This window comes from Sinimarinibacterium flocculans, assembly GCF_003201205.1.
GTDB lineage: Bacteria > Pseudomonadota > Gammaproteobacteria > Nevskiales > Nevskiaceae > Solimonas > Solimonas flocculans.
This window is the reverse complement of record NZ_QICN01000003.1, coordinates 46210-68169: the sequence shown is the minus strand read 5'-3', so window position 1 is coordinate 68169 and position 21960 is coordinate 46210. Positions and strand designations below refer to the sequence as shown.

At 69.9% G+C, this 21960-nt stretch carries 16 protein-coding genes; 13 read left to right on the top strand and 3 right to left on the bottom strand.

Annotated elements, in window-relative coordinates; translation table 11 throughout:
* The first annotated feature begins 109 nt into the window (after positions 1 to 109).
* Entirely contained in the window at positions 110 to 490 is a 381-nt protein-coding gene (locus tag C8D93_RS06800) for an antitoxin Xre/MbcA/ParS toxin-binding domain-containing protein (protein ID WP_110264426.1), read from the top strand.
* A complete protein-coding gene (locus tag C8D93_RS06795) occupies positions 450 to 1169 on the top strand; it encodes an RES family NAD+ phosphorylase (protein ID WP_170123935.1) in 720 nt (239 codons plus the stop codon). Before C8D93_RS06800 ends, C8D93_RS06795 begins: the two co-directional genes overlap by 41 nt.
* 22 nt (positions 1170 to 1191) lie before the next feature.
* On the opposite strand, the gene C8D93_RS06790 is transcribed toward C8D93_RS06795, so the two are convergent.
* Positions 1192 to 2277: a class I SAM-dependent methyltransferase gene (locus C8D93_RS06790; RefSeq protein WP_110264424.1), complete on the bottom strand. Its 1086-nt coding sequence runs from the start codon at positions 2275 to 2277 to the stop codon at positions 1192 to 1194.
* Positions 2278 to 2598: 321 nt separating this feature from the next.
* Here C8D93_RS06790 and C8D93_RS06785 point away from each other — a divergent pair, with 321 nt between their 5' ends.
* The 7 genes from C8D93_RS06785 (at position 2599) to C8D93_RS06755 (ending at position 12190) form a co-directional block, all read left to right on the top strand.
* Positions 2599 to 3639, top strand: a complete 1041-nt coding sequence (locus tag C8D93_RS06785; protein ID WP_110264423.1) for a hypothetical protein — start codon at positions 2599 to 2601, stop codon at positions 3637 to 3639.
* 125 nt (positions 3640 to 3764) lie between these two features.
* A complete protein-coding gene (locus C8D93_RS20920; protein WP_211307239.1) occupies positions 3765 to 5177 on the top strand; it encodes a hypothetical protein in 1413 nt (470 codons plus the stop codon).
* Positions 5178 to 5643: 466 nt separating this feature from the next.
* Positions 5644 to 7758: an EAL domain-containing protein gene (locus tag C8D93_RS06775; RefSeq protein ID WP_146216534.1), complete on the top strand. Its 2115-nt coding sequence runs from the start codon at positions 5644 to 5646 to the stop codon at positions 7756 to 7758.
* Positions 7755 to 9491 (top strand): PAS domain-containing protein, encoded by a 1737-nt coding sequence (locus C8D93_RS06770; RefSeq protein ID WP_110264421.1) that lies wholly within the window; start codon positions 7755 to 7757, stop codon positions 9489 to 9491. The genes C8D93_RS06775 and C8D93_RS06770 overlap by 4 nt, the downstream gene beginning before the upstream one ends.
* A gap of 104 nt (positions 9492 to 9595) precedes the next feature.
* Positions 9596 to 11041 carry a type IV pilus assembly protein FimV gene (locus tag C8D93_RS06765; RefSeq protein WP_146216533.1) on the top strand — a complete coding sequence of 482 codons (1446 nt, stop codon included), beginning with the start codon at positions 9596 to 9598 and terminating at the stop codon, positions 11039 to 11041.
* A 199-nt stretch (positions 11042 to 11240) separates the two neighbouring features.
* Positions 11241 to 11453, top strand: a complete 213-nt coding sequence (locus tag C8D93_RS06760) for a cold-shock protein (RefSeq protein WP_110264419.1) — start codon at positions 11241 to 11243, stop codon at positions 11451 to 11453.
* A gap of 179 nt (positions 11454 to 11632) precedes the next feature.
* Positions 11633 to 12190: a hypothetical protein gene (locus tag C8D93_RS06755; RefSeq protein ID WP_110264418.1), complete on the top strand. Its 558-nt coding sequence runs from the start codon at positions 11633 to 11635 to the stop codon at positions 12188 to 12190.
* Positions 12191 to 12193: 3 nt separating this feature from the next.
* Here C8D93_RS06755 and arfB read toward each other — a convergent pair whose 3' ends face one another.
* Positions 12194 to 12607 (bottom strand): alternative ribosome rescue aminoacyl-tRNA hydrolase ArfB, encoded by a 414-nt coding sequence (gene arfB / locus C8D93_RS06750; protein WP_110264417.1) that lies wholly within the window; start codon positions 12605 to 12607, stop codon positions 12194 to 12196.
* 45 nt (positions 12608 to 12652) lie between these two features.
* On the bottom strand, positions 12653 to 14020 hold the full coding sequence (locus C8D93_RS06745; RefSeq protein ID WP_110264416.1) for a cytochrome P450: 1368 nt from the start codon (positions 14018 to 14020) through the stop codon (positions 12653 to 12655).
* 187 nt (positions 14021 to 14207) lie between these two features.
* On the opposite strand from C8D93_RS06745, the gene C8D93_RS06740 reads away from it, so the two are divergent.
* From C8D93_RS06740 to C8D93_RS06725, 4 genes are all read left to right on the top strand, one after another.
* Positions 14208 to 15044: a DUF3014 domain-containing protein gene (locus tag C8D93_RS06740; protein ID WP_110264415.1), complete on the top strand. Its 837-nt coding sequence runs from the start codon at positions 14208 to 14210 to the stop codon at positions 15042 to 15044.
* 214 nt (positions 15045 to 15258) lie between these two features.
* A complete protein-coding gene (gene bcsB, locus C8D93_RS06735; protein WP_170123934.1) occupies positions 15259 to 17367 on the top strand; it encodes a cellulose biosynthesis cyclic di-GMP-binding regulatory protein BcsB in 2109 nt (702 codons plus the stop codon).
* Positions 17364 to 18488, top strand: coding sequence for a cellulose synthase complex periplasmic endoglucanase BcsZ (gene bcsZ, locus C8D93_RS06730; RefSeq protein ID WP_110264413.1), 1125 nt, complete (start codon positions 17364 to 17366; stop codon positions 18486 to 18488). The genes bcsB and bcsZ overlap by 4 nt, the downstream gene beginning before the upstream one ends.
* On the top strand, positions 18485 to 21958 hold the full coding sequence (locus C8D93_RS06725; RefSeq protein ID WP_110264412.1) for a cellulose biosynthesis protein BcsC: 3474 nt from the start codon (positions 18485 to 18487) through the stop codon (positions 21956 to 21958). Before bcsZ ends, C8D93_RS06725 begins: the two co-directional genes overlap by 4 nt.
* Positions 21959 to 21960 lie beyond the last annotated feature (2 nt).

Here is a 21960-nt window from a genome sequence, read left to right as displayed (position 1 = left end):
GCCGGACGGTAGCATCGGCCGACGGCCCCGGCCTGAGCGAAATCCCGGACGGCGGGCTTTTCGTCAGATGTTCCAAATGAAACAAAAACGGCGTATCGTTTCATTTGTCATGACACGGATCGCGCACTCGCCAGCCGCGCCCGAACCGGCCGCGGTACTCGTCAAGGCGCTGCTGCGGACAGGCCGGCAGCTCGGCCTGAGCCAGCGCGCGCTCGCCGGCATCATCGGCGCCAGTCCGGCGACCTTCTCGCGTATTGCCAGCGGCAGCCGCGCACTTGAGGCCGGCAGCAAGCACTGGGAGCTGGCCGCGATGCTGGTACGCATCTATCGCGCGCTGGCCGCCGTGACCGGCGGCGACGTCACGGCGATGCGCGCCTGGCTCCATGGCCACAATCGTGCGATCGGCGGCGTGCCGGCCGAGCGCCTGCAGACCGTGGAGGGTCTCGTGCATGTCCTTGCCTATCTGGACGCGGCGCGCGGTCGCAACTGAGACGCGGCCGCTCAAGCTGCGGCTGTGGCGCGCCGTCGAGGCGCAGCACCTGGTGGCGACCATGGCCCTGGTCGACGATGCCGGGGAACAGGCGCTGCTCGAGGACATCCTCGAAGCGAGCAAACCGCCGCTCCCCGCCGAGTGCCGGCACCTGCACTATCTGCTGCACACGCCCTTCCGCTATCCGTCGCCGGTGGCGTCGCGCTTTCGCCGCGCCTTCGATGCGGGGGTCTGGTACGGCGCCGAGCAGCGCGCCACCAGCCTGGCCGAACTCGGCTGGTGGCGCTGGCGTTTCGTCGCCGACAGCGACGGACTCGAACGGCTGCCGCCCGTCGCGCACACGGTGTTCCGCGCCCAGGTCCGCGGGCCGGCGCTCGATCTGCTCGTTGCGCCGTGGATTCAGGCGCGCGAGCGCTGGATGGCGCCCGATGACTACGAGGCCTGCCACGCCCTCGCCGAACGGGCGCGCGATGCCGGCATCGACCTGATCCGTTACGCCTCGGTGCGCGATCCGCAGCACGGAGCCTGCGCGGCCGTGCTGGCCTGTCGGGCCTTCGACGGCGGGTTGCTCGACGAGCAGAACTGGTGGCTGACGGTGACCGCCGCGGGCGCGAGCTGGACGCGGTTCGGCGGCGATGCGGTCGCCGAGCAGTCGGCGCTGAGCTTCGCGTTCGCCTGAGACGGGCGGCGCTGCGCCGCCGCTAGATGCGCGCCACGAAGTACACGTTCAGTGGGTCCTCGGCGCGCAGACGCCGCTCGACCGACGGGAACCCGGCATCGTGCAGCATCCGCACGGCCAGCTCCTCCCCCCACATCGTGCCCAGCCCGGCGCCGCCCTGACCGAGCGAGACCGGCATGCAGTGCATGCAGGAAACGGTGTAGATGAAAGTGCCGAAGGGATGGTCGAGGTTGCGCTCCAGATGACTCGACCCGGCAATATCCTGCATCAGGTAGACGCCGCCGGGTCGCAGGCTGCGGGCGATGCCGGCGAGCAGACCGGCGGGGTCCTTCTGGTCGTGTACGGCGTCGAAGGTGGTGATGAAGTCGAATGCCGACGGCGAGGTGAAGTCGCTCAGGTCGCGGACTTCGAAGCGCAGGTTCTGCAGGCCGCGGCGGCGCGACTCGTCGGTTGCCCATTCGATCGCGTCCTCGCACAGGTCGCAGCCGGCAAACCGCGAGCGCGGATAGCGCGCCGCCATGGCCATCAGTGCGTGACCGCGGCCGCAGCCGGCATCCAGCACGTCGATGCCGGCCTGCAGCCGCGGCTGCAGGCCGTCGACCAGCGGCAGCACGCCATCGAATAGCCCGGCGACGATGGTCTGGCCGCTGTCCTCGGCCATGACCTCGTGGAAGCGCGGGTACTCGTGATAGCAGGTGCCGCCGCCGTGCCGGAAGCGGTCGATGATGCGGTCTTCCATCGCGCCCATCAGCGGCATCATCTGGCAGGTGACGGCGATGTTGTTGGGCGTCGCGGCGCGCGTCAGGCAGGCCGCATGCGCCGCCGGCAACGCGTAGGTCTGCTCGTGCGGGTCGTAGCTCACGACGCGCGCGGTCACCAGTGCGGCCAGCCATTCGCGCACGTAACGTTCGTCGAGCGCGGCCGCGGTCGCGATCCGCACACTGGTCGACGGCGGCAGCCGCGCGAGTGTGTCGAACAGGCCGGTGCGGTGCCCGATCGAGCACATCTGCACCAGCGCGGCATCGTTGAGCGCCTGGCCGAGCCGGCCGGCGAAAGCCTCGATTTGCGCCGGATCCGGAGGGGTGGCGGTGGGGGCAAGGTCATCCATGCACAGGCTCCTGGTATGGCAAGGGAATTGACGCCGGCGACTGTAGGGCCGTCTCGTCCAGGGGGCTGGCGTCATGCCGGCCACAAGAGGGTCATTCCGGTCACTGCACCGGTGACCGCGTGCGACGCGGCAGCCAGCGGATCCGGTCGGATCGATCCGGGAGACGGGAAACGGCCTGTGGCAGCACGCACACGCGGCCTTGTGCACGGTGCCTTAGGATCGGGCGCTTGCCGCAGCGCCATGCACCCGAGAAGCGCCGTCAATGCGCGCTGCCGGTGCGGTCGCTAACGTTGGCTCCCGCCACTTGCTACCGGTTCCGTCATGCCCAAGAAGAAGTCAGCTGTCGGCGCTGCCGAGGCCCTGCTCGATGCCCATGTCGCCTACCTCGTCGAGGAGCTGACCGGCGACGGCCTGCGCGACCTGATCGGCGATCACCTCGATGCCCTGCTGGCGGACGCCGCACGGCTCAAGCTCAAGGACGTGGTGACCGCGCGCATGATCAAGGACACCGCGCGCACCTACGCCGCCGAGATCGAGCTGGGCGCCGGACTGCCCGAGCTGGTCTCGGCCATTGCACGGGCGCTGTATGCGCACAAGATCCATGACCGCACCGCGCTCAAGGATGTCGTCGTGCACGCGCGTTACGAAGAGTTCGTCGACAAGCTGCTGGAACTCGAGTCGCTGCGCGAGAAGCTCGTGCGCGCCGCGGCGACCAGCCCGATCTACATCGCGTTCGCATCGGACCTGCTCTACCACGGCATCAAGGGCTACATCGCCCGGGGCAGCGAGATCACGCGTGGCATGCCCGGCGCCGGCTCGATGATGAAGCTCGGCCGCAGCGTGCTGAACAGGGCCTCGCCCGGCCTTGAGACCACGCTCGACGACAACCTGCGCAAATACGTGGCCAGAAGCGTCGAGGCGACCTCGCGTACCAGTGCCGAGTTCGTGCTGCAGCATCTCAACGAGGATACGCTGCGCAGGATGACGCGCGAGATCTGGGACCGGCTCAAGTTCGAGCGTTTCGGCAGCCTGCGCGAGGACCTCGCCGAGGACGACATCGAGGACCTGTTCGTCATCGGCTACGAGTTCTGGCGCGAGCTGCGCACGACCGAGATCTACGCGACGCTGATCGATGCCGGCATCGACGTGTTCTTCGACATGTACGGCGACACGACGCTTGCTGCGCTGCTCGACGAGATCGGCGTCACCCGCGAGATCATGCTCGGCGAGGCGATGCACTACGCCCCGCATGTGCTCAAGGCGCTCAAGCGCAAGAAGCTGCTGGAACCGCTCGTGCGACGCAGCCTGCAGGGCTTCTATCGCTCCGGCGCGGTCGAACGTGTGCTCGCGAGCACATCCTGAGCGCTCCTGGTCCGAGGCGCAGGTGACCTGAATCACGTTTGCGGCGCGCGGGTACTGGAGGCATGCTGCAGGATCGGTATGCTTGTGCCACCTGCACGCAGCCAAATTTCGAGGGGCAGAACACCATGGAACATTCGAACAAGACGCACGACGCCACCGGGCGCCGGTTGTACCGACCCGCGTGGACGGCGCTCGCCGCGGCGCTGCTGATCGCCGCCTGCGGCGGCGGTGGTGGCGGAGACAACGGACAGACCCCGGATCAGGTCATGGGCAACCTGACCGACAAGATCAACGTGCCCGGGGCGACCGTGACGCAGCCGACGGGCACCCCGCCGAGCGCCGCCGACAACCCGCAGGGCAGCGAGGAGTCCGCGCCGGTCGTCGAACCCGATGCCGATGAGATCAATGGTACGCCGGGACAGAAGGTCACGATTCCGGTCTCCGTGACGACGACGACCGATCTCGCCAACCTGTTCGCGAAGGTTCCGGGCGCCTCGTCCTACTTCGATGCGGCCTTCGGCGGTGGCGCCAAGGCGATGAAGGATCTGCGATTCAAGTCCCTGTTCAAGCCGACCGGTCTGCGCCGTGGCAAGGGCCTGTTCACGATCGCCTTCGAGGTCGACCTGCCGGCGAACTTCCCGGCCGGGCGCTTCTGCTTCGAGTTTTCTGCACGCGACGTCGAGCAACTGACCTCGGGAGTCGAGACCGTCTGCATCGTGGTCGGCAGCGCGCCGACGCCGACGCCGACGCCGACGCCCACGGCCACACCGACCGTGGCGCCGACACCCACGCCGACGGCGGCCCCGACACCGACGCCCACCGCGGCGCCGACGCCCACGCCGACGGCAGCACCGACGCCGACACCGACACCGAATCCGACCACCGGCAGCGCAACCGACTGTCTGAATACCGACCTGTTCGCCGTCGGCAACCGCCTGAATCTGACGCAGCAGGGCAGTTTTGACGGGGAGGTCTACACGATCAACCAGGAACTGATGCCGATGCGGCAGACCACCTTCAATGGCAACAATGCCATCGAGGTGGCCGGCGAGCTGTCCGAGGAGTCGAACGGAGAGGTGTTCACGTTCGAGTCGTTCAACCAGTACGTGCGTGTCGATGGCACGACGCTGCTGTTCTTCGGCGTCACCTTCGAGGAGACAGTCGACGGTACGACGGTCACCGGCGAGACCACGTTCGAGCCGCCGTTCGAGAACCGCTACGGACTCAATCCGGGGCAGAGCTACTCGCAGACGAACACGATCACGACGACGTCGACGTTCAACGGGCAGCCGTTCACCTCCACGTTCTCCGAGACCAGCCAGATCACGTACTCGGGGCAGGAGTCGGTGACCGTGCCGCTGGGCACCTTCAATGCCTGCCGCTTCCAGGAAAACTACAGCAGCGAAGGTACATCCGGGTCGATCACCAACTGGCTGGCCGTGGGCTCCGGCATTCCACTGCGCTCGGTGTATGACGACGGCGAGGAAGTCGTCACCACCGCCGCCAGCATCAACGGCACCCCCGTCACCGGCAACTGAGACGGCTGAGCTTGGCCGAAGGGCCGCCCCGGAAGGGGCGGCCTTTTTTGCTGGCTGTGACGCGTGTCGCAGCGCGGCATCGTGCAAGCAGGGAAACGAGAACCGCGTCAGCAAACGGGCAGGTGGCGGCGTCTAGAGTGGCGCTCCCCCGATCCCGGACACGACGATGAAAGCGACGACCTGCAAGCTGCTGATCTGCCTTTCGCTGCTGCTCTGCGGCGTCGATGCGCAGGCGTGGACCGGGCTTGCCGACGCCACAGTCCGGGCTGCCGGCTGAGCGACGGTGCGGTGACCCGGGCGCGGCGTCCGGACACGGCAGGCGGCCGCAGCGCAGTACGCCGGGCAGTTGATCCTCCCCCCTGACTGGGGGATACACCAAGCGGCTCCAATCGGAGACCATCCCGGGCTGGTTTTCTGGCCTGTCCGGTGCGCCCCCGCGCAATGAGCGACGGCGATCGGGGGGGACTTGAGGATCGTTCAGGAGTGGCTTCGATCACAGCGGTCGCGTTTCGGCGCGACGCGTGTCAACGTCGCCATGGGCTATGCGGCCTTCGTTGCCGTTGCCGTGGGCGCGACGTCGCTGGCGACGACGATGCTCGTGCAGGCCCGTATCCGCCACTACGACGGGCTGACCGAAGTCGATCTGGCCCCGCTCGCCCGTGCCGCCTGGCACAACGCGTGGTTGCTGGTGGCGCTGCTGTGCGTCGCCGCATTTTTCGCAATCTGGGCGGGCATCGTCCGCCCGTTCGAGGCCTTCCGCACCCGTGCGCGCGCCCAGCTCGAGGACCGGTCCCTGCACGAGGCGCTCGAGGCGCTCGAGCGTGATCTGGAGACGAAAGCACGGCTGCTGTCGGCCGCGCTGGAGGACAACAAGGAGCTGCGCGAAGCCGCCCGCGACTATCGCGCGCTGGAGAGGCGCTGCGAGGCAGCGCTCGGGGCGACCGTTGCGGCGTGCACCGATGCGCTGATCCTCGTCGGCCCCGACGCGCGCATCGTCGACCTCAACGCCTTCGCCTGCGAAATGCTCGGTTGCTCGCGCGAGTCGGCCACCGGGCGTCCGATCGACCAGATGATGCGCCTGGTCGACGAGCGCAAGGCCAATCCGCGCGAGTATCCGCTGGACGGACTGACCCTGCAGGTCCTGGAGTCGCTGTCGACGCTGCCGCGCGTGCAGACGGCACTGCTGATCGACCGCTCGGACCGGGAGGTCGGTGTCGTTCTCACGCTGACCGCCATCGTCGATCACGATGGCCACTGCGTGGGCGGAACCGTGCGCATCGTGCGCAGCACGCCGCCGGAGCACGAGGACATCGCCACGGGTGCGACGGGCGTCCCGCGCTTCGAGCCCGCCGCGATCGTCAGCCAGTTCGAACGTCGCTTCGACGAGTTGCTGCGACTGGCGCGCAGCCGTCAGGCTTCGCACGGCTTCTTGCTGATGCGCATCGATCATCTGGCCTCCGTGTCCGACGCGCATGGCTACGCCGCGGCCGAGGAGCTGCTGCGACGGGCGGCGCAGATCGTCGCCGAGCAACTGCTGGGAGACGGCGAATCCTTCGTTCTCGCTGCCGATCGCATCGCCGTGCTGCTGCCGTTCCAAGGTCTGGATCGGGCGGCCGGCGTCGGCGAGGCCCTGCGCGAGGCGGTGGCCAGCCGGGAGCTGACCTGGAACGGGCATCGCATCGCGGTCACCGTCAGCGTCGCGGCCGTCGCCATCACGCCGCAGGCCGAGGCGCGCCGCGTGCTGATCGGGCAGGCGGAGACGGTGCTGGCGTCCGCGGCCAGCGGCGGCAACCGGGTGTGCGCGCTGGAGCCGGATCGCAAGCTCGTGGACCGGCGTCGGCAGGACCAGGAGTGGCTCGACTGGATCGGGCCGCGGCTGGGCGACGGGCGCGCGCATTTCATCTCACAGCACGCGGCGCCACTGGCGGAGGATGGCGCACCGCTGCTCGAGTGCTATCTGCGCGTCGAGGACGATGACGGCATCTGGCTGACGCCCGGCAGCTTCCTGCCGGCGCTCGAGCGCAGGGCGCAGACCTCGCTGGTCGACCTGTGGATCCTGCGTGCCGTCATCGACCAAGTGGAGCGGCAGCCGGAACTGGTCGAGAACTACGCCCACATCTGCGTCAACTTTTCGGTCGAGTCGCTGCTCGAGCCGGACTTCATCGACAGCGTGTTCCAGATTCTGGTCACTTCGTCGGTGCCGGGCTCCCGCTTCTGCTTCGAGTTCGACGAGCGCTCCCTGGCCCTGCACCCGGCCGCGTTCCGTCGCTTCGCCGAATCGGTGCGCACGGCCGGCGCGGCGCTCGCGCTCGACCGCTGCCGCTGGACGATCAATCCCGACCTCATCCGCGAGGTCCGCGTCGATTACGTCAAGTTTCATGAGAGCGTCGGCAAGCGCGCCATGAGCGACGATTTCGATCGCGCCCAGCTGCAGTGGCTGCTGCAGGCGGCGGCGATGCTGGACCTGCGCACCGTTGTGTGCGGCGTCGAGGATGCCGGCATGCTCGATCGGCTCAAGGCCATGGGTGTGGACTACGCCCAAGGCGTCATCGTCAACAAGATGGGGCCATTGATGGCATGAGCATCCTGGCCGGCCTGCATCGCGTCCGTATCGACCAGACCGTCGCCGGCGTGGCCGGGGCCCTGCTCGGCTCCGGCTACGGCGTGCGTTACTTCTTTGCGCTGGTTGCTGCCGTCTACTTCTGGGCGCTGGGCCGCGTTGCCGAGGGCATGGCCACGCTCTCCGGCATCTACGGACTGATCGCCATCTATGCGCTGCTGATCGGCGGCTTGCATGTGGCGTCGGTCCTGCGCGTGCTTCCAAGCTGGGTCGGACGCAGTCTGACGCTGCTGGACGCGCCGGCCATCGGCCTGATCGTCGCGCACGATCCCAACCCGCAGGTGCCGCTGCAGCTGCTGTGGCTGGTCGGCATGCTGGATCACGGCATGCGCTTCGGCTTGCGCGGTTATCTGGTGGCTGGCGTCGGTTTCGTCCTCGCGGCGGCGTTCTTTCTGGTGTTGCGAGCGGCCTACTTCGATGCGCCGACCGATCCGGCAGCGCTGTGGTTGCTGCTGCTCGTTGCCGCGAGCGCTCTCTACGGGCTGCGCCTGATCGCCGAGCGCGACCGGGCCGACGACCGGGCGCGCGACGCCCAGGCGCGCATCGCATTGACGGTCGAAGCCCTGGGCATCGGCATCTGGCGCTACGACTACGAGACCGGCCTGCTCGACTGGGACGCCAACACCCAGCGGCTCGCCGGGCTCGTGCCCGGCAGCTTCAGCGGTCGTTTCGGCGATTTTCTGCGCATGCTCAAGGCAGGTGATGCCGAACGCCTCCAGCGCATGACCGCCGAGGCACTGGCAAACGGCACGCCATGGGAACAGGAGTACGAGGTGATCTGGCCGGATGGCAGCGAGCACCTGATCTCTTCGCGCGGTATCGTGGATCGCGAGACTGGAGACAGGCCGCGCCAGATGGTCGGAGTGTCCTGGGATACCACGCACATGAGACGCGACTATCGGACGATGGTCGAGGCCAGTGCGAGGGCCGGCACGGCGGCGGCCGTCGCCGGCATCGGCTACTGGTCGCTGCATCTGGATGGAAACCGCGTCGATGCCGATGCGCAGACGCTGCGGTTCTTCGGCCTGCCGCAGGAGCCGGCCACCCGCAGCTACGAGGACTTCGTGTCCCGTATCGGCGAAGGCGATCGCGGCGCCGTCAACGGCCTGCTCCGGCAGACGATCGAGCAGGGCGTGCCTTTTCGCGCGGAGTACCGGGCGCATCGTCCGGATGGTGAGGAGCGCGTCATCCGCGCGGCCGGGCAGGCCGTGCGCGTCCCGGGGCAGTCGGGGCAGGGCTCGATCATCGGCGCCGCGATCGACGTCACTCGCGAACGTCGCGACCAGTCGCAGTTGCGGGCCGCCGTCGAGCGCCTGCGCAGCTTCAGCGAGTCTGCGCGGGTCGGCAGCTGGCGGTACGACGTCGCCGACGGCACCGTCCGCCTGGACGACCGACTCGAGGTGATGTTCGGTTTCGCACCGGCAAACGCCAGCTACGACGTCGAGCGGATTCTCGAGCGCGTCCATCCGGACGATCGCGAAAGCCTGCTTGCGTACTTCCGCGCCCTGGTCGAGGGCGGCGACACGATCAGCCTCGAGCACCGCGCCGTGTGGCCCGATGGCAGCGTGCACCGGATGCTCGCCCGTGGCGTCGTCGAGCGAGACGGGCAGGGCGCCGCCGTCACGCTGCGCGGCGCCACCATCGACATCTCCCGCCTCGAGTCCGCCGTCGCGACACAGGAGCAGATCTCGTGAGGCGCACGGCGAGCCCCGCCGCGCCGGGACTCCCGGGGGTGGCTGCACGGCGTCTGGTGCTTGCGCTGTTGTTCGCGCTGGGACTGCTGCAGACGTGGCCGGTGATGGCACTCGGCGTCGGCACCGCCGAGTTGCGCTCCCGGCTGGGCGAACCACTGGACGTCCGCGTGCCGATCCGGCTCGACGGCAACGAGCCGGCGGGCGAGCTGCAGGCCCGCCTGCTGCCGTTCGCCGCCTATGCGCCGCTGGGGCTGGAAGCGCCAAGGCTCGATCCGGGGGCCATCAGCGTGAAGCTCGTCAGCGAGGGGGACGAGACCTGGCTGAGCCTGCGTTCGAGCCGACGGGTGAACGAGCCGCTCCTCGTGCTGCTGGTCGAAACCCGGCTGGGTGCCGTGCGGCTCGTCCACGAACTCGCGCTGATGCCCGAGCCGGTGGCGCCCGCGCCTGCCGTGGCTGCGGAGGCGGAGATGCCGCGCGAGCCCCAGCCGGGCGGAATGCCCGTCGTTCAGGCGCCGGCGCCGGCCGAGACGCCGCAAGCGGCGGAACCGACGCCCGCCCCACTGACCGCGGGCCAACGGCGCTACGGCCCCGTGGCCGACGGCGACACATTGCGCGCCATCGCGGAGCGGGTGCGCCCCGAGCCCAAGTACGGCATTCGCCGCGTCATGACGGCGCTGCTGCTGGCCAACCCGGACGGCTTCGACGCCGGACGGCAACCCCGCGCCGGCGGGTACCTGATCGTGCCCTCGCCGCGGCAGATGCTGGACCTGAGCGCGGAAACGATCACCGCGACCGTCGGCCCGCGCGCCGGCGCTGCCGCGCGATCGACGCCGCCGACGCCGACGGCCACCCCGCCGCCGCTTGCGCCGCCGACCGGCCCGCGCGCCACCGAAGCCGTGACGGCCGATGGCCACGCCGGCCTGCGCCTGAGCCTGCGGCTGTCCGCGGCATCCCGCGAGGTGCTGGCCGGGCCGGACAGCGGGTCGGAGCAGGCGCCGGGGGGAGACGCTTTCCCATCGACCGCCGAGCCGGCAGGCGATCCGGGTTTCGAGCCCGAATCTGATCCGGGCCGGGAAGACGCCGCTGCGGAACACGTGGCGGACCCCGTGGCCTCGGCGCCCACGGACCGGGACGAGGCTCCCGTCGATGTCGAGGAGACCGCGAACGACGGCACGGCGATGGCGCGTTCGACCAGTCTCTGGTGGTGGTTCCTGCCGATGGCATGCGCTGCCCTGGCGTTCGGCTGGTGGCGGTATCGCACGCCGCCACCGTCACCATCGGCCGGGCCGATCCCGCCGCCGGCACAACCCCAGGCACAACCGCGTACGCAGCCGCCGTCTCCGGCGGATCGTCCGGCGCCCCGGCGCGAGCCGGACGGAAAGAAGGACCCGGCAGTCACCGCCGTGCAGCAGCGGATCGATCGCCTGGCGGCGAAGCCCGGTGCTTCGCAGCGCACGCTGACGGTGGTTTCGGCCTATGTCGATGTCGGCGACCTCGCGATGGCCAGCCGCCTGCTCGACGAGCTCGAGTCCGGCTCCCCGCAGGGCTAGCCCTGCGGGCCCTGGCCTGCGAATTCGACAGCTTGCGCGAGTTCACGTAATCTGCGCGCCGCAGTCGTTTCAAGCAGTAGACACCGTGTGGTTGCGCGGCCATCGTTCGGCCGGCAAGTTGTCCCCTGATGCCTTCCTTGATCGCATGCACCCCGCAGGCGGGCAAGCCTGTACTTTCATCTATCCAAGGAATGTATCAATGAGCAATGTTTCGACCGGTACCGTGAAGTGGTTCAACGAAGCCAAGGGCTTCGGCTTCATCACTCCGGAGGGCGGCGGTGAAGACCTCTTCGCCCACTTCAAGGAAATCCAGGGCACGGGCTTCAAGACCCTGACCGAAGGTCAGCGCGTCGAGTTCAAGGCGCAGCGCGGCCCGAAGGGCATGCAGGCGACGCAGATCCGCGCGATCTAAGGTCGACAGCGTCGTACCCGAACCGCGGCCTCCGGGCCGCGGTTTTTTGTTGTCTGCCATCCGTCGGCGCCGCAGGCCCGCCCGGATGCCGATGACGACCCGGCGCCGGCGGATCGCCGATAACGGGGGTGTCGTTCGCATCGGAGAGTCGAGGCGTGCCCGCACCGGACCGGCATCGAATGTCACGGTTTGTTGGCGTCCTGCCGGGACTGTGCGTGCTGTTCCTGCACGCGCTGGTGTCGCTGCCGGCCAGTGCCGCCGATCCCCGCACCCCGGGCGTCGTACGGCCGCAGGGCGGCACGCTGCAACATGACGGATCGGCCTGGCTCGAGGTCGAGCGCCCGCGGATTCGCGGCGGAGCGGGTCTCGATCTGGGGATCGCCGGCCTGACGCGCCTGCATCTGGACGTCGTGCCGGCACGCGATCCTTCGGTGCGCGGCTGGCGTTGGAAGCATCGCCTCGGCAACGTTTCCGGCGCATGGCTGCCGTGGTCCATCGGCGCCGGCTTCGACGTCGTGCGCAGCATGCCCGACGAGCCACTGGATGCCGCACGCGAGCGCCATCCGTACCGCGACCGGCGCCTGGTCGTGAGTCCGCAGTTCCTGCTCGATCTCGACCGCGTCGCCGGTTTCGATGGCTGCGCCGAACTGCGCCTGCAGCATGCCTACTGGCGCGGCCCCGGCGATCTCGCGGGTGACCGCCGCACCTGGCAGGTCGAGTTGCGCTGGCGCTTCTGAGGCTCAGTCGTCGACGCTGCCACGCAGCGTCTTGATGCGGCCCCGCCGGGTCTTGTCGTCGACGCGTCGCCGTTTCGACGCCAGCGTCGGCTTCGTCGCCTTGCGCACGCGCGGCACCCGGGCGGCGCCGCGGATCAGCTCGGCGAGCCGCTCGAGGGCGGCATCGCGGTTCTGATCCAGGCTACGGAACTGCTGTGCCTTGATCACGACGACGCCGTCCTTGCTCAGACGACGGTCGGCGCGCGCGAGCAGGCGCTGCTTGACCTCGTCCGGTAGCGACGAGCGCAGCACGTCGAAGCGCAGGTGCACCGCGCTGGCGGTCTTGTGGATGTTCTGACCGCCGGCACCCTGCGCCCGGATCGCGACGACCTCGATCTCGGACAGCGGCAGCGACAGACGGGTATCGATCACGAGCATCGCGCCAGCATAGCCGGCGCGATGCCGTGCGTCAGTGACGGCGCTTCAGTGACGCAGGCCCTTCACCCGGACCTTGAAGTCGTTGGCCGGCCCCGGTGTCGGTGCGGTCTTGGTCTTGAGCACGTAGTCCGGCGACTCCAGCTCCATGTCGAGCCTGTAGAAGATGCGCGCCATCGAGATCGCCATCTGCACTTCGGCGAGACTCTTGCCGAGGCAGGTGTGCGGGCCGCGGCCGTACGGCGAATAGACACCGGGTTGCATGTGCTCGGCGCGCGGCTTGGCGTAGCGGTCGATGTCGAACTTCTCGGGTTCGGGCCAGTACTCGCCCATGAAGTGCGGCACGGAAGTGCCGATGTAGATCATCTCGCCTTCGTGAATCTGATGACCCTCGAAGACGAAGTCCTTGGTCGCCGTGCGCATCTGTGCGACCGCGATCGGATACAGGCGCATGGTCTCCATGATCGCGCCGTTGAGGGCCGGCAGCTCCTTCATGAAGGTCTCTTCGTTGATCTCGCCCTTGTCGAACAGGGCATCGACCTCGGCGAGCACGCGTGCCTTGACCTCCGGGTGCTTGAGCACGCTGTAGACCACGGCGGAGATGGTGTTGGCCACGGTGTCGAGACCGGCGACGTAGGGGCCGGTCAGCGACACGATCAGATCGGAAGCCGGCATCACTTCCGGGGTCTCGACGTGCGCGGCGTAGATGTCGTCGATCAGGTTGCGCTGATCCTCCGGCACCTTGCCGTAGCGCGCCTTGGCCTGCTCGATCATCGTGTATCCGAGTTCGAACACGCGCGCCTTCGACTTCTTGTAGATCGGGCGCTTGAGCAGGATCTTCGGCCGCTGGCGCGTCACCAGCACATTGAGGATGTGCAGGATGGTGATGCGGATGTCCTTGACGTACTCCAGCGGCGCGGCGCCCGTCAGGATCGTGCCGAGCTGGTCGACCACCAGGTACTGCATCGCCTGCAGCACCGGCACCTCCGTGCCGACCGGCCAGTCGCGGGCGAAGGCGCCGTCGGTGATCTTCACCAGTTCGTTGTAGCGGCCCTTGATCGACTCCTTGGAGTAGCCGTGGCGCATGATGTCGCGCAACTGCTTGTGCGCCTCGCCATCGGAGCCGGTGAGCACGCGGGTCGCGCCGTATTCCCCGACCAGCCCCTCCCAGAACTCCTTCGAGCGCAGGCACTCCTTGCCGTCCCGCGTGCCCATCAGGTTCGCCGCTTCGACGCCGGAGATCAGCACGTAGTTCTCGCCGAGCACCTTGAGCCGGCACACCGGGCCGTACTTGCGATAGCAGTCGAGGAAGAACCGGGCAGGGTCCTTGGCCATGTCGAGCACGCTGCCGAGCAACGGCAGGCCGGGAACCTTGGGGGTCTCGCGCGGGGCAAGGGCGGTGGCGGCGGACGTCATCTGGGCGTCTCCTTCTGGGGGCTTCCGCTAATTTTGAGAAGCCGTTTCGTTAATTGGGGCACGTTGTATCAGGGCACAGGCACAGCGGACTCATCCGTGTGGATGAGCCGGTCTTGCGCCGACGCGAACGTTCTGTGGGAAACTGCGGTCGACACTGTTCCCATCGACCGACGATAGACACCGTCACATGAGCAAAGGCACCTGGATCGCGCTGGTGATCGCCCTGTTCGCGCTGGTGGTCGGCGGTGCCTGGTACTGGTACCGGGACCGACCGCCGCAGGACTTCGACACCGTCGCGCCGACCGCGTCGCCGTCGCCCACGGCGATGCCGACGCTCGATCCGGCGAGCATCGAGTATCCGGTCACGCCGGACGAGGAAGATTCCGGCGAGGCCACCGAACCGACGCCGGCGCCAGAACCGCTGCCGCCGCTCGACGACAGCGACGCGCAGGCGCGCGCGATGCTCGAGCGGGCCTATGGCGCGGCGCCGGTGGAGGCCTTCCTCGTGCCCGGTCGACTCGTGCGGCACATCGTCGCCACCGTCGACAGCCTCGACCGCGAACCGGTGCGCCTCAAGCAGCGTCCGGTGGTGCATGTGCGCGGGCCGGTCGTGGTCGAGACGGCGGGGGAGTCGCTCTACCTCGGCGAGCGCAACTACGAGCGCTACGACGCCTACGTCTCGGCGTTCGACGCCGTCGACAGCAGCGTCCTGGTCGGCGGATATCTGCGCTACTACCCGCTGTTCCAGCGGGCCTACCAGGAACTGGGCTATCCGCAGGGTTACTTCAACGACCGCGTGGTCGCCGTCATCGACCATCTGCTGGCGACACCCGAGGTCGACCGGCCGCTCCGGCTGCTGCGCCCGAAGGTGCTCTACACCTTCGCCGACCGCGAGATCGAGGACCTGTCGTGGGGGCGCAAGACCCTGATCCGCATGGGGCCGGCACACGCGGCGACGGTCAAGCGCAAGCTCGCCGAGATTCGCGCGCAGATCGTCGAGCGCAGCGGGGCGCGATCCGAATAGACGCGTTGCATCGACAGTCGGACTTCGTACGTAGAGTCGGACCGGAAGGATGATCTGAAGGAGACCCATGGCTTCCTCTGTGAGTCGTGCTGGCTGGTGCAGGGGTCTGCGCGCTGCCTCAGCCGCATGCGGGCTGGTCCTTTTCTGCGGGGCGCTGGCATCCGAGGCTCCCGAAGGGCGGCCGTTCACGGAGGAGGCACCGGCCGGACCGCCGGTGCGTGCGGTCTCGGTGCCGTTTTCCCGGCTCGGCGTGCGCGGTTCGGCGCAGCTGCGTGGCACGGACAGCCAGCTGTGGCTGCCGCTGGGCATCCGGCTCGATGAGATCGTCACCGAGGCGCGGCTGACGCTGCGCTATACGGCCTCGCCGTCGCTGCTGCCGGAGCTTTCCCATCTGCGCGTCGTGCTCAACGAGCAGGTGATCGCCGCCCTGCCGCTGCCGCAGGAGCAGGCGGGGACGGAAGTCACGCGAACGCTGAGTCTCGATCCGGCCCTGTTCACCGACTACAACCAGCTGCGCGTCGATTTCATCGGCCACTACACGCGCGATTGCGAGGACCCCGCCCACACCAGCCTGTGGGTGTCGGTGAGCGACCGCAGCGAGCTGGACCTGAGCATCGCCGCGCTGCCGCCGGCCCCGGACCTCGCCCTGCTGCCGGCGCCGTTCTTCGATCGCCGTGACAGCCGGCGGCTGGAACTGCCGGTGCTGCTGCCGGCACAGGCGAATGCCGCGATGCTTCGCAGCGCCGGGATCGTGGCGTCGTGGTTCGGGTCGCTCGCCGAGTATCGCAGCGCGCGCTTCCCGGTCGTCACCGACCGGCTGCCCGATCGCCACGCGCTGGTCTTCGCGACCAACGACCGGCGGCCGGCGGGCCTGGACCTTCCCGCGGTCGATGCGCCGACGCTGCGCTATCTGGCGCATCCGCGCGATCCCGGCATCGCGCTGCTGGTACTGCAGGGCGCCGACGACGAACAACTGGAGCAGGCCGCGCTGGGACTGGTGCTCGGACAGGCGGTGATGACCGGCAGCGTCGTGGAGGTCACGGGCGTCGATACGGGTGCGCCGCGGCCGCTCTACGACGCGCCGAACTGGGTGCGGACCGACCGGCCGGTGCGTCTGGCGGAGCTGGTGGGCGACCCGTCGCAGCTCGAAGCGCGCGGGCGTGCGCCGTCGCCGATCGGCGTCAACCTGCGGCTTCCGCCCGACCTGTTGACCTGGAACCGCAGCGGCGTTCCGATCGATCTGAAGTACCGCTACTCGCCGCCTACCGCGATCGACGGTTCGCTGCTGACCGCGAGCATCAACGGCCAGCTGATCCGCGCATTCCCGCTCAGACCGCACACGGCCGCCGACGGCAGCGAAAGGCTGCTGGTGCCCCTGCTGGGCGAGGCGCTGGCGCAGGACACGAACCCCTTGCTGATTCCGGCCTTTCAGCTCGGGACCGACAACCGTCTCCAGTTCCAGTTCGCGTTCGAGCATGACAAGGCAGGGCTGTGCCAGAGCGCGTTCGGCGACCCGGTGCGCGCCAGCATCGACGGCGACTCGACGATCGATCTCAGCGACTTTCCGCATTACGCGGCCATGCCCGACATCTCGCTGTTCGCGAACGCCGGCTATCCCTACACGCGCCGCGCCGATCTGTCGGAGTCCGCCATCGTGCTGCCGGCGGCGCCGCAGGCCGGCGAGGTCGAGGCCATGCTGTTCCTGCTTGGCCGCATGGGCCGCATGACTGGCGTGCCGGCGACGCGCTTCGAGCTGCTGCTCGGAGACGCCGAGCCGCCGGCCGACCGGGATCTGCTGCTGATCGGCAATGCGCTGGTGCAGCGCTGGAGCGACGAGCGGCGCCTGCAGCTCGCCGACCCGGCGCGGGTGTTCCTCGCGCCGGCCGCCGCATCGACGACGCGCGAGAACCCGCTTCGCGTGACGCCGGTCGTGCCGGGCGATCGTCGCGTCGCGATCGAGGCCGGCGGCAGGATCGCCGCGCTGGTCGGTTTCGAGTCGCCGCTCGCCGAGCGGCGCAGCGTCGTGGCGCTGATCGCCAACGAGCGCAGCGGCATCGGCGCCGTGGTCGATGCGATCGAGGATCCCGGTCGCCTCGGCCGCATCCGCGGCGATCTGGCGATCCTTCGCGGCAACGACATCGCGAGCTACCGCGGCGAACCGACCTACTACGTCGGCACGCTGACCTGGTGGAAGCGCCTGTGGTTCCACATGGCGCAATACCCGGTGTTGCTGCTGCTGCTGTCGATCGGCGCGGGCGTGCTGCTGGCCTTCGTGCTCTACGCCTACCTGCGGCGCGCGGCGGAGCGCCGGCTCGCCGAATGACCGCCGGCTGGCGTGCGGGCCTGGTGGCGGTGCTGTTGCTGCTGTCCGGTACGAGCGCAGCCTCCCCGTGCGGTGCGTGGCCGGACTGGGGGACGTTCGCGCGCACGTTCATGATCGCGGACGGGCGGATCGTCGATCCGCACTCGCCGCGCCGGCATACGGTGTCCGAAGGGCAGGCCTATGCCCTGTTCTTCGCGCTGGTCGGCAATGACCGCACGCGCTTCGACCGGCTGCTGCAGTGGACCGAGAACAATCTTTCCCAAGGCGACCTCACCCGTCACCTGCCGGCCTGGCACTGGGGGCAGGCAGACGACGGAACCTGGGGCGTTCTCGATCGCAATCCGGCGTCCGATGCCGATCTGTGGATCGCTTACGCGCTCGCGGAGGCCGGACGCCTGTGGGACGAGCGCCGGTACCGCGTGCTGTCGGCCGTGCTCGCGCGCCGCATCCTCGACGAGGAAGTCGCCGTGCTGCCGGGGCTGGGGCCGACGCTGCTGCCGGCGCCGGTCGGCTTCGTTTCCGAAGAGGGCTGGCGACTCAACCCCAGCTACGTGCCGCTGATGCTGCTGCGACGGCTGCACGATGCGCGACCCGGGCAGGGCTGGGACGCGCTGATCGAGTCCTCGTTGCGCATCAACGTGGAGCCCGCGGTTCACGGCTTCGCGCCGGACTGGGTCCTGTGGCGTCGCGAAGGCGGCTTCGCGCCGGACGCCCGCTCGGCCGCCGCCGGCAGCTACGACGCCATCCGGACCTACCTGTGGGCCGGCATGCTCGATGCAGCCGATCCGCATCGGGCGGCGCTCGTCGAGGCCTTCGCGCCGATGCTCGCGCGCACGCGCGCGGCGGAGGGCATCCCGCCGGAACGCGTCGACACGCGCAGCGGCGTGGCCGAGAACGCCGGCCCGTTCGGCTTCGTCGCCGCGCTGCTGCCGATGGCGGCGGCGGAACCGACGCTCGCGCAGCAGATGCGCCGGCACGTCGACCAGGCCTCCGCACGATCGCCGGACCACTACTACAGCCAGGTGCTGCGCCTGTTCGGCGCGGGCTGGCATGAGCAGCGGTATCGCTTTGCGCCGGATGGCCGCGTGCAGCCGGCCTGGCTGCGGACCTGCGTGCGATGAACGGGTCCTTCGTGGTCACGGCCCTCTGCACCGCGCTGGGCATCACCGCGCTGGGCATGGCCGGCATGGCGGAGGGCCGGGCCAGCGAGCCGCCGGCGGAGCACCGTCTGGACGGTGCGGAGCGCGATCTCTGGCGCAGCGCCTGGACCTGGGAAGCGCGCGGTCGCGGCGATCTGGCGCGAGCGGCACTCGAGAAGCTCCTGCGGGCGCGGCCGCGGGACGTCGAACTCATGCTCGACATCGCACTGATCGAGCTACGGGCCAACCGCGTCGATGCGGCCCGGGAGATGCGGGCGCGCATGCAGCGCGTGGCGCCGGGGCATCGCGCGCTCGACGAACTCGACACGGCGATCCGCGTACTCGGACGCGAGCGCATCCGCCTGGCTTCGATCCGGCGCCTGCAGGAGCTGTCGCGGCACGAGGAGGCACTGACCGAACTGCGCAGCCTGTTTCCGGACGGCCCGCCGCGGCACACGCTCGGCCTCGAGTACTGGCGCATCGTCGCCGACATGCCGGACGGCTGGGCGGCGGCGCGCGACGGTTTCGCGGCACTGGCCGACGCGCATCCGACCGATCCGCGCTACGAGCTCGCGCTCGCCGAGCATCTGACCGCGCAGGCGTCGACACGTCCGCAGGGGCTGCGCCGGCTGCTGGCCCTCGACGCGCGCGAGGACCTGCGGCGCGACGCGCTGGTCGCCGCGTGGCGCCGAGCGCTCCAGCGGGCAGATGCGGACGAGGTCACGCCGCAGATGCTGCAGCAGTACGCGGCGCTGGTGCCGGACGACCCCGAGGCCCGGGCGTGGGCGCAGGCGGGCCGGCTGCCGCGCCGGACCGTGACCGCCGCATCACCGGTGCCGGACGATCCGGCCCTCGTGCGCGGCCGCTCCCTGCTGGAGCAAGGCGCGACCGATCATGCGCTCGCGTACTTCGAACGTGCGGCCGGGCGCGATGCGTCGTCGGTGGACGCCGCCCGCGGTCGCGTCCAGGCACTGATCGCCCTCGGACGGGCGGACGAGGCAGTGAGCGTCGCCGATGCGTTGCGCGCCGCCGACCCCGCTACGCGGCGCGCCCGAGCCGGGCTGCGCGCCGAGGCGCTGGCGGCGCGCGCGCGCGCCAGACTCGACCGCGGCGAGCGGAGTCTGGCGCTGCGCGACTTCGAGACCGCACTGGCCTTGCAGCCGGACGATCCGTGGTTGCGCTATGACCTCGCGCGCGAGTACGCCGCACTGGGCGTGCCCGAAGAGGGCGAAGCGCTGATGCGTGAGGCTCTGGGGAAAGGTGCGGATTCCGTCGACGCGCGCTTCGCACTCGCCCTGTATCTGGAGAACATCGATCGCGAACGCGAGCTGATCGACGTGCTGGCCGCGGTGCCGTCGGCGCGTCGCACGGACGGCATGCGGGCGCTGGAGGCACGCGCGCGGTTGCGTGTGGCGCGGGAAACGGCCGCCCGTGAGGCCGCCGAGGGCCGCATCGACGCCGCCCGCCGCACGCTCGCGGCGGCCGAAGCCCTCGCGACCGATGCCGCGGCAGTCGAGTCTCTGGCGCGAAGCTGGATCGATCTGGGCGACGTGCCGCGTGCCCGCGGGCTCGTCGAGGAGCGCCTGGCGCGACAGTCCGACGATCCGGCGCTGCAACTCGCGCGGCTGCGCGTGCTGGAGGCCTCCGCAGACGAAGACGCGTACGCCGACGCCTTGCGGACACTGCAGGAGCGCGCGGACTGGAGCGAGGACGAGGCGCGCGAGCTCGATGCCCGCGCACACGCACTCGATCTGCAGCGCATCGCGGCGCTGCGGCGCAGCGGCGACGCGGCCGCCGCACTGGTGCTCGCCGACGAGCGTCTGGCCCGCACCGCGGATGCCACGGCGCAGGAGGCCTTGCTGCGCGAGCGCGCGGCGGCACTGGCTCTGCTCGGTCGTCCGGACCTGGCGGCGTCCGCCTACGCAACGCTGATCGAACGCGCGCCGGACGATCCCGCCCTGTATCTGGACCGTGCCGATGCGCTCGCGGCTGCCGGCCAGGCGCAGGCCGCGCGTGCGGCCGTGCGGGCGGCGCTGGCGCGCACGCGTGACGAGGACGTCGATCTGCGTCTGTCCGTGGCCCGGCGCCTGCGCGCCTCGGGCGACCGGGAAGAAGCGGCGGCGTTGCTCGCCGTTCTGCGCACGCAGGCTCCGCACGACGCCGGCGTGCTCGAGGAATCCGGATGGCTGTCGCGCGCGGCAGGCGACGACGCAGCGGCACAGCGGTATTTCGCGGCCGCGCAGCGACAGGCGCCCGACAAGCCGGCGCTCGCCGAGGCGCTCGAGGCCATCGATGCGCGCCGCCAGGGCTGGATCAGCGCGGGCGTGGACATCGAGTCCAAGCCCGGCGCGCCGGGTATCTCGGACGTTCTCACGCTGCAGGTGCCCGTGGAGTGGCGCTGGCCGCAGGCCGGCGGCGGGCACTGGTTCGGGCAGATCGATCGCGTGCACCTGGACGTCGGGCGGCTGCCGGCGGACTACGACGAGGCTGCGTTGTACGGGACGGTGCAGGCGCGCGGCCCCGAAGCGCTCGACGGCTTCGCGGACGGCTACACGCCCCGGGCGCAGGGAACGGCGCTGGGCATCGGCTACGAGAATGCGCGCGTGCGTGTCGATATCGGCAGCACGCCGATCGGTTTCGACGAGGAGGATGTCGTCGGCGGCCTGCGCGTCTTCGCCCGCAGCGGGGCGATCGACTGGACGTTCGATGTGTCGCGGCGTCCCGTGACCAGCAGCCTCGTGTCCTATGCCGGCGCCCGCGATCCGGCCTCGGACCGCATCTGGGGCGGCGTGCGCCGCAATGGCGTCAGCGGCCGCGCGGCGTACTACGGCGCCCGCCACAGCGCGTCGCTGACGCTCGACGCGGCGCGGTTCGACGGCCGCGAGGTGCCGGACAACGAGTACTTCGGTGCGCGCGCGGCCTACGACTGGCGCGTGTTCGACCGTTCCGGTGACCGCCTGTTCGTCGGCGTGAGTGCGAGCTACTGGAACTACCGGCGCAATCAGCGCTTCTACACCTACGGCCACGGCGGCTACTACAGTCCGCAGTCGTACCTGAACGTGGCGCTGCCGCTGCAGTGGCTGGGTGCGCGCGGACGCTGGACGTACGAGCTGTTCGCCTCGATCTCGCATTCCGACAGCGACGAGCGGAGCGTCCCCTTCTATCCGACCGATCCGGCGCTGCAGGCGCAGGCACTGACGTCGCCGCTGCCCGCGGGCTTCGACACGCCGGTGTATGAGGGCGGCGGTGGCTCGGGCACCGGACACAGCCTGCGCGCGGCGCTCGAATACCGGCTCGCGCCGCTGTGGGCGCTCGGCGCGCGCGCGGCGCTCGACCGTTCGGACTACTACGAGCCGGACTTCTTCGCGCTCTACCTGCGTCGGGTCTTCAGCGAGCCCGGCGGTGTGCTGCGCGAGCCGCCGCGGCCGCCACGGCGCTACGGCGACTACTGAGA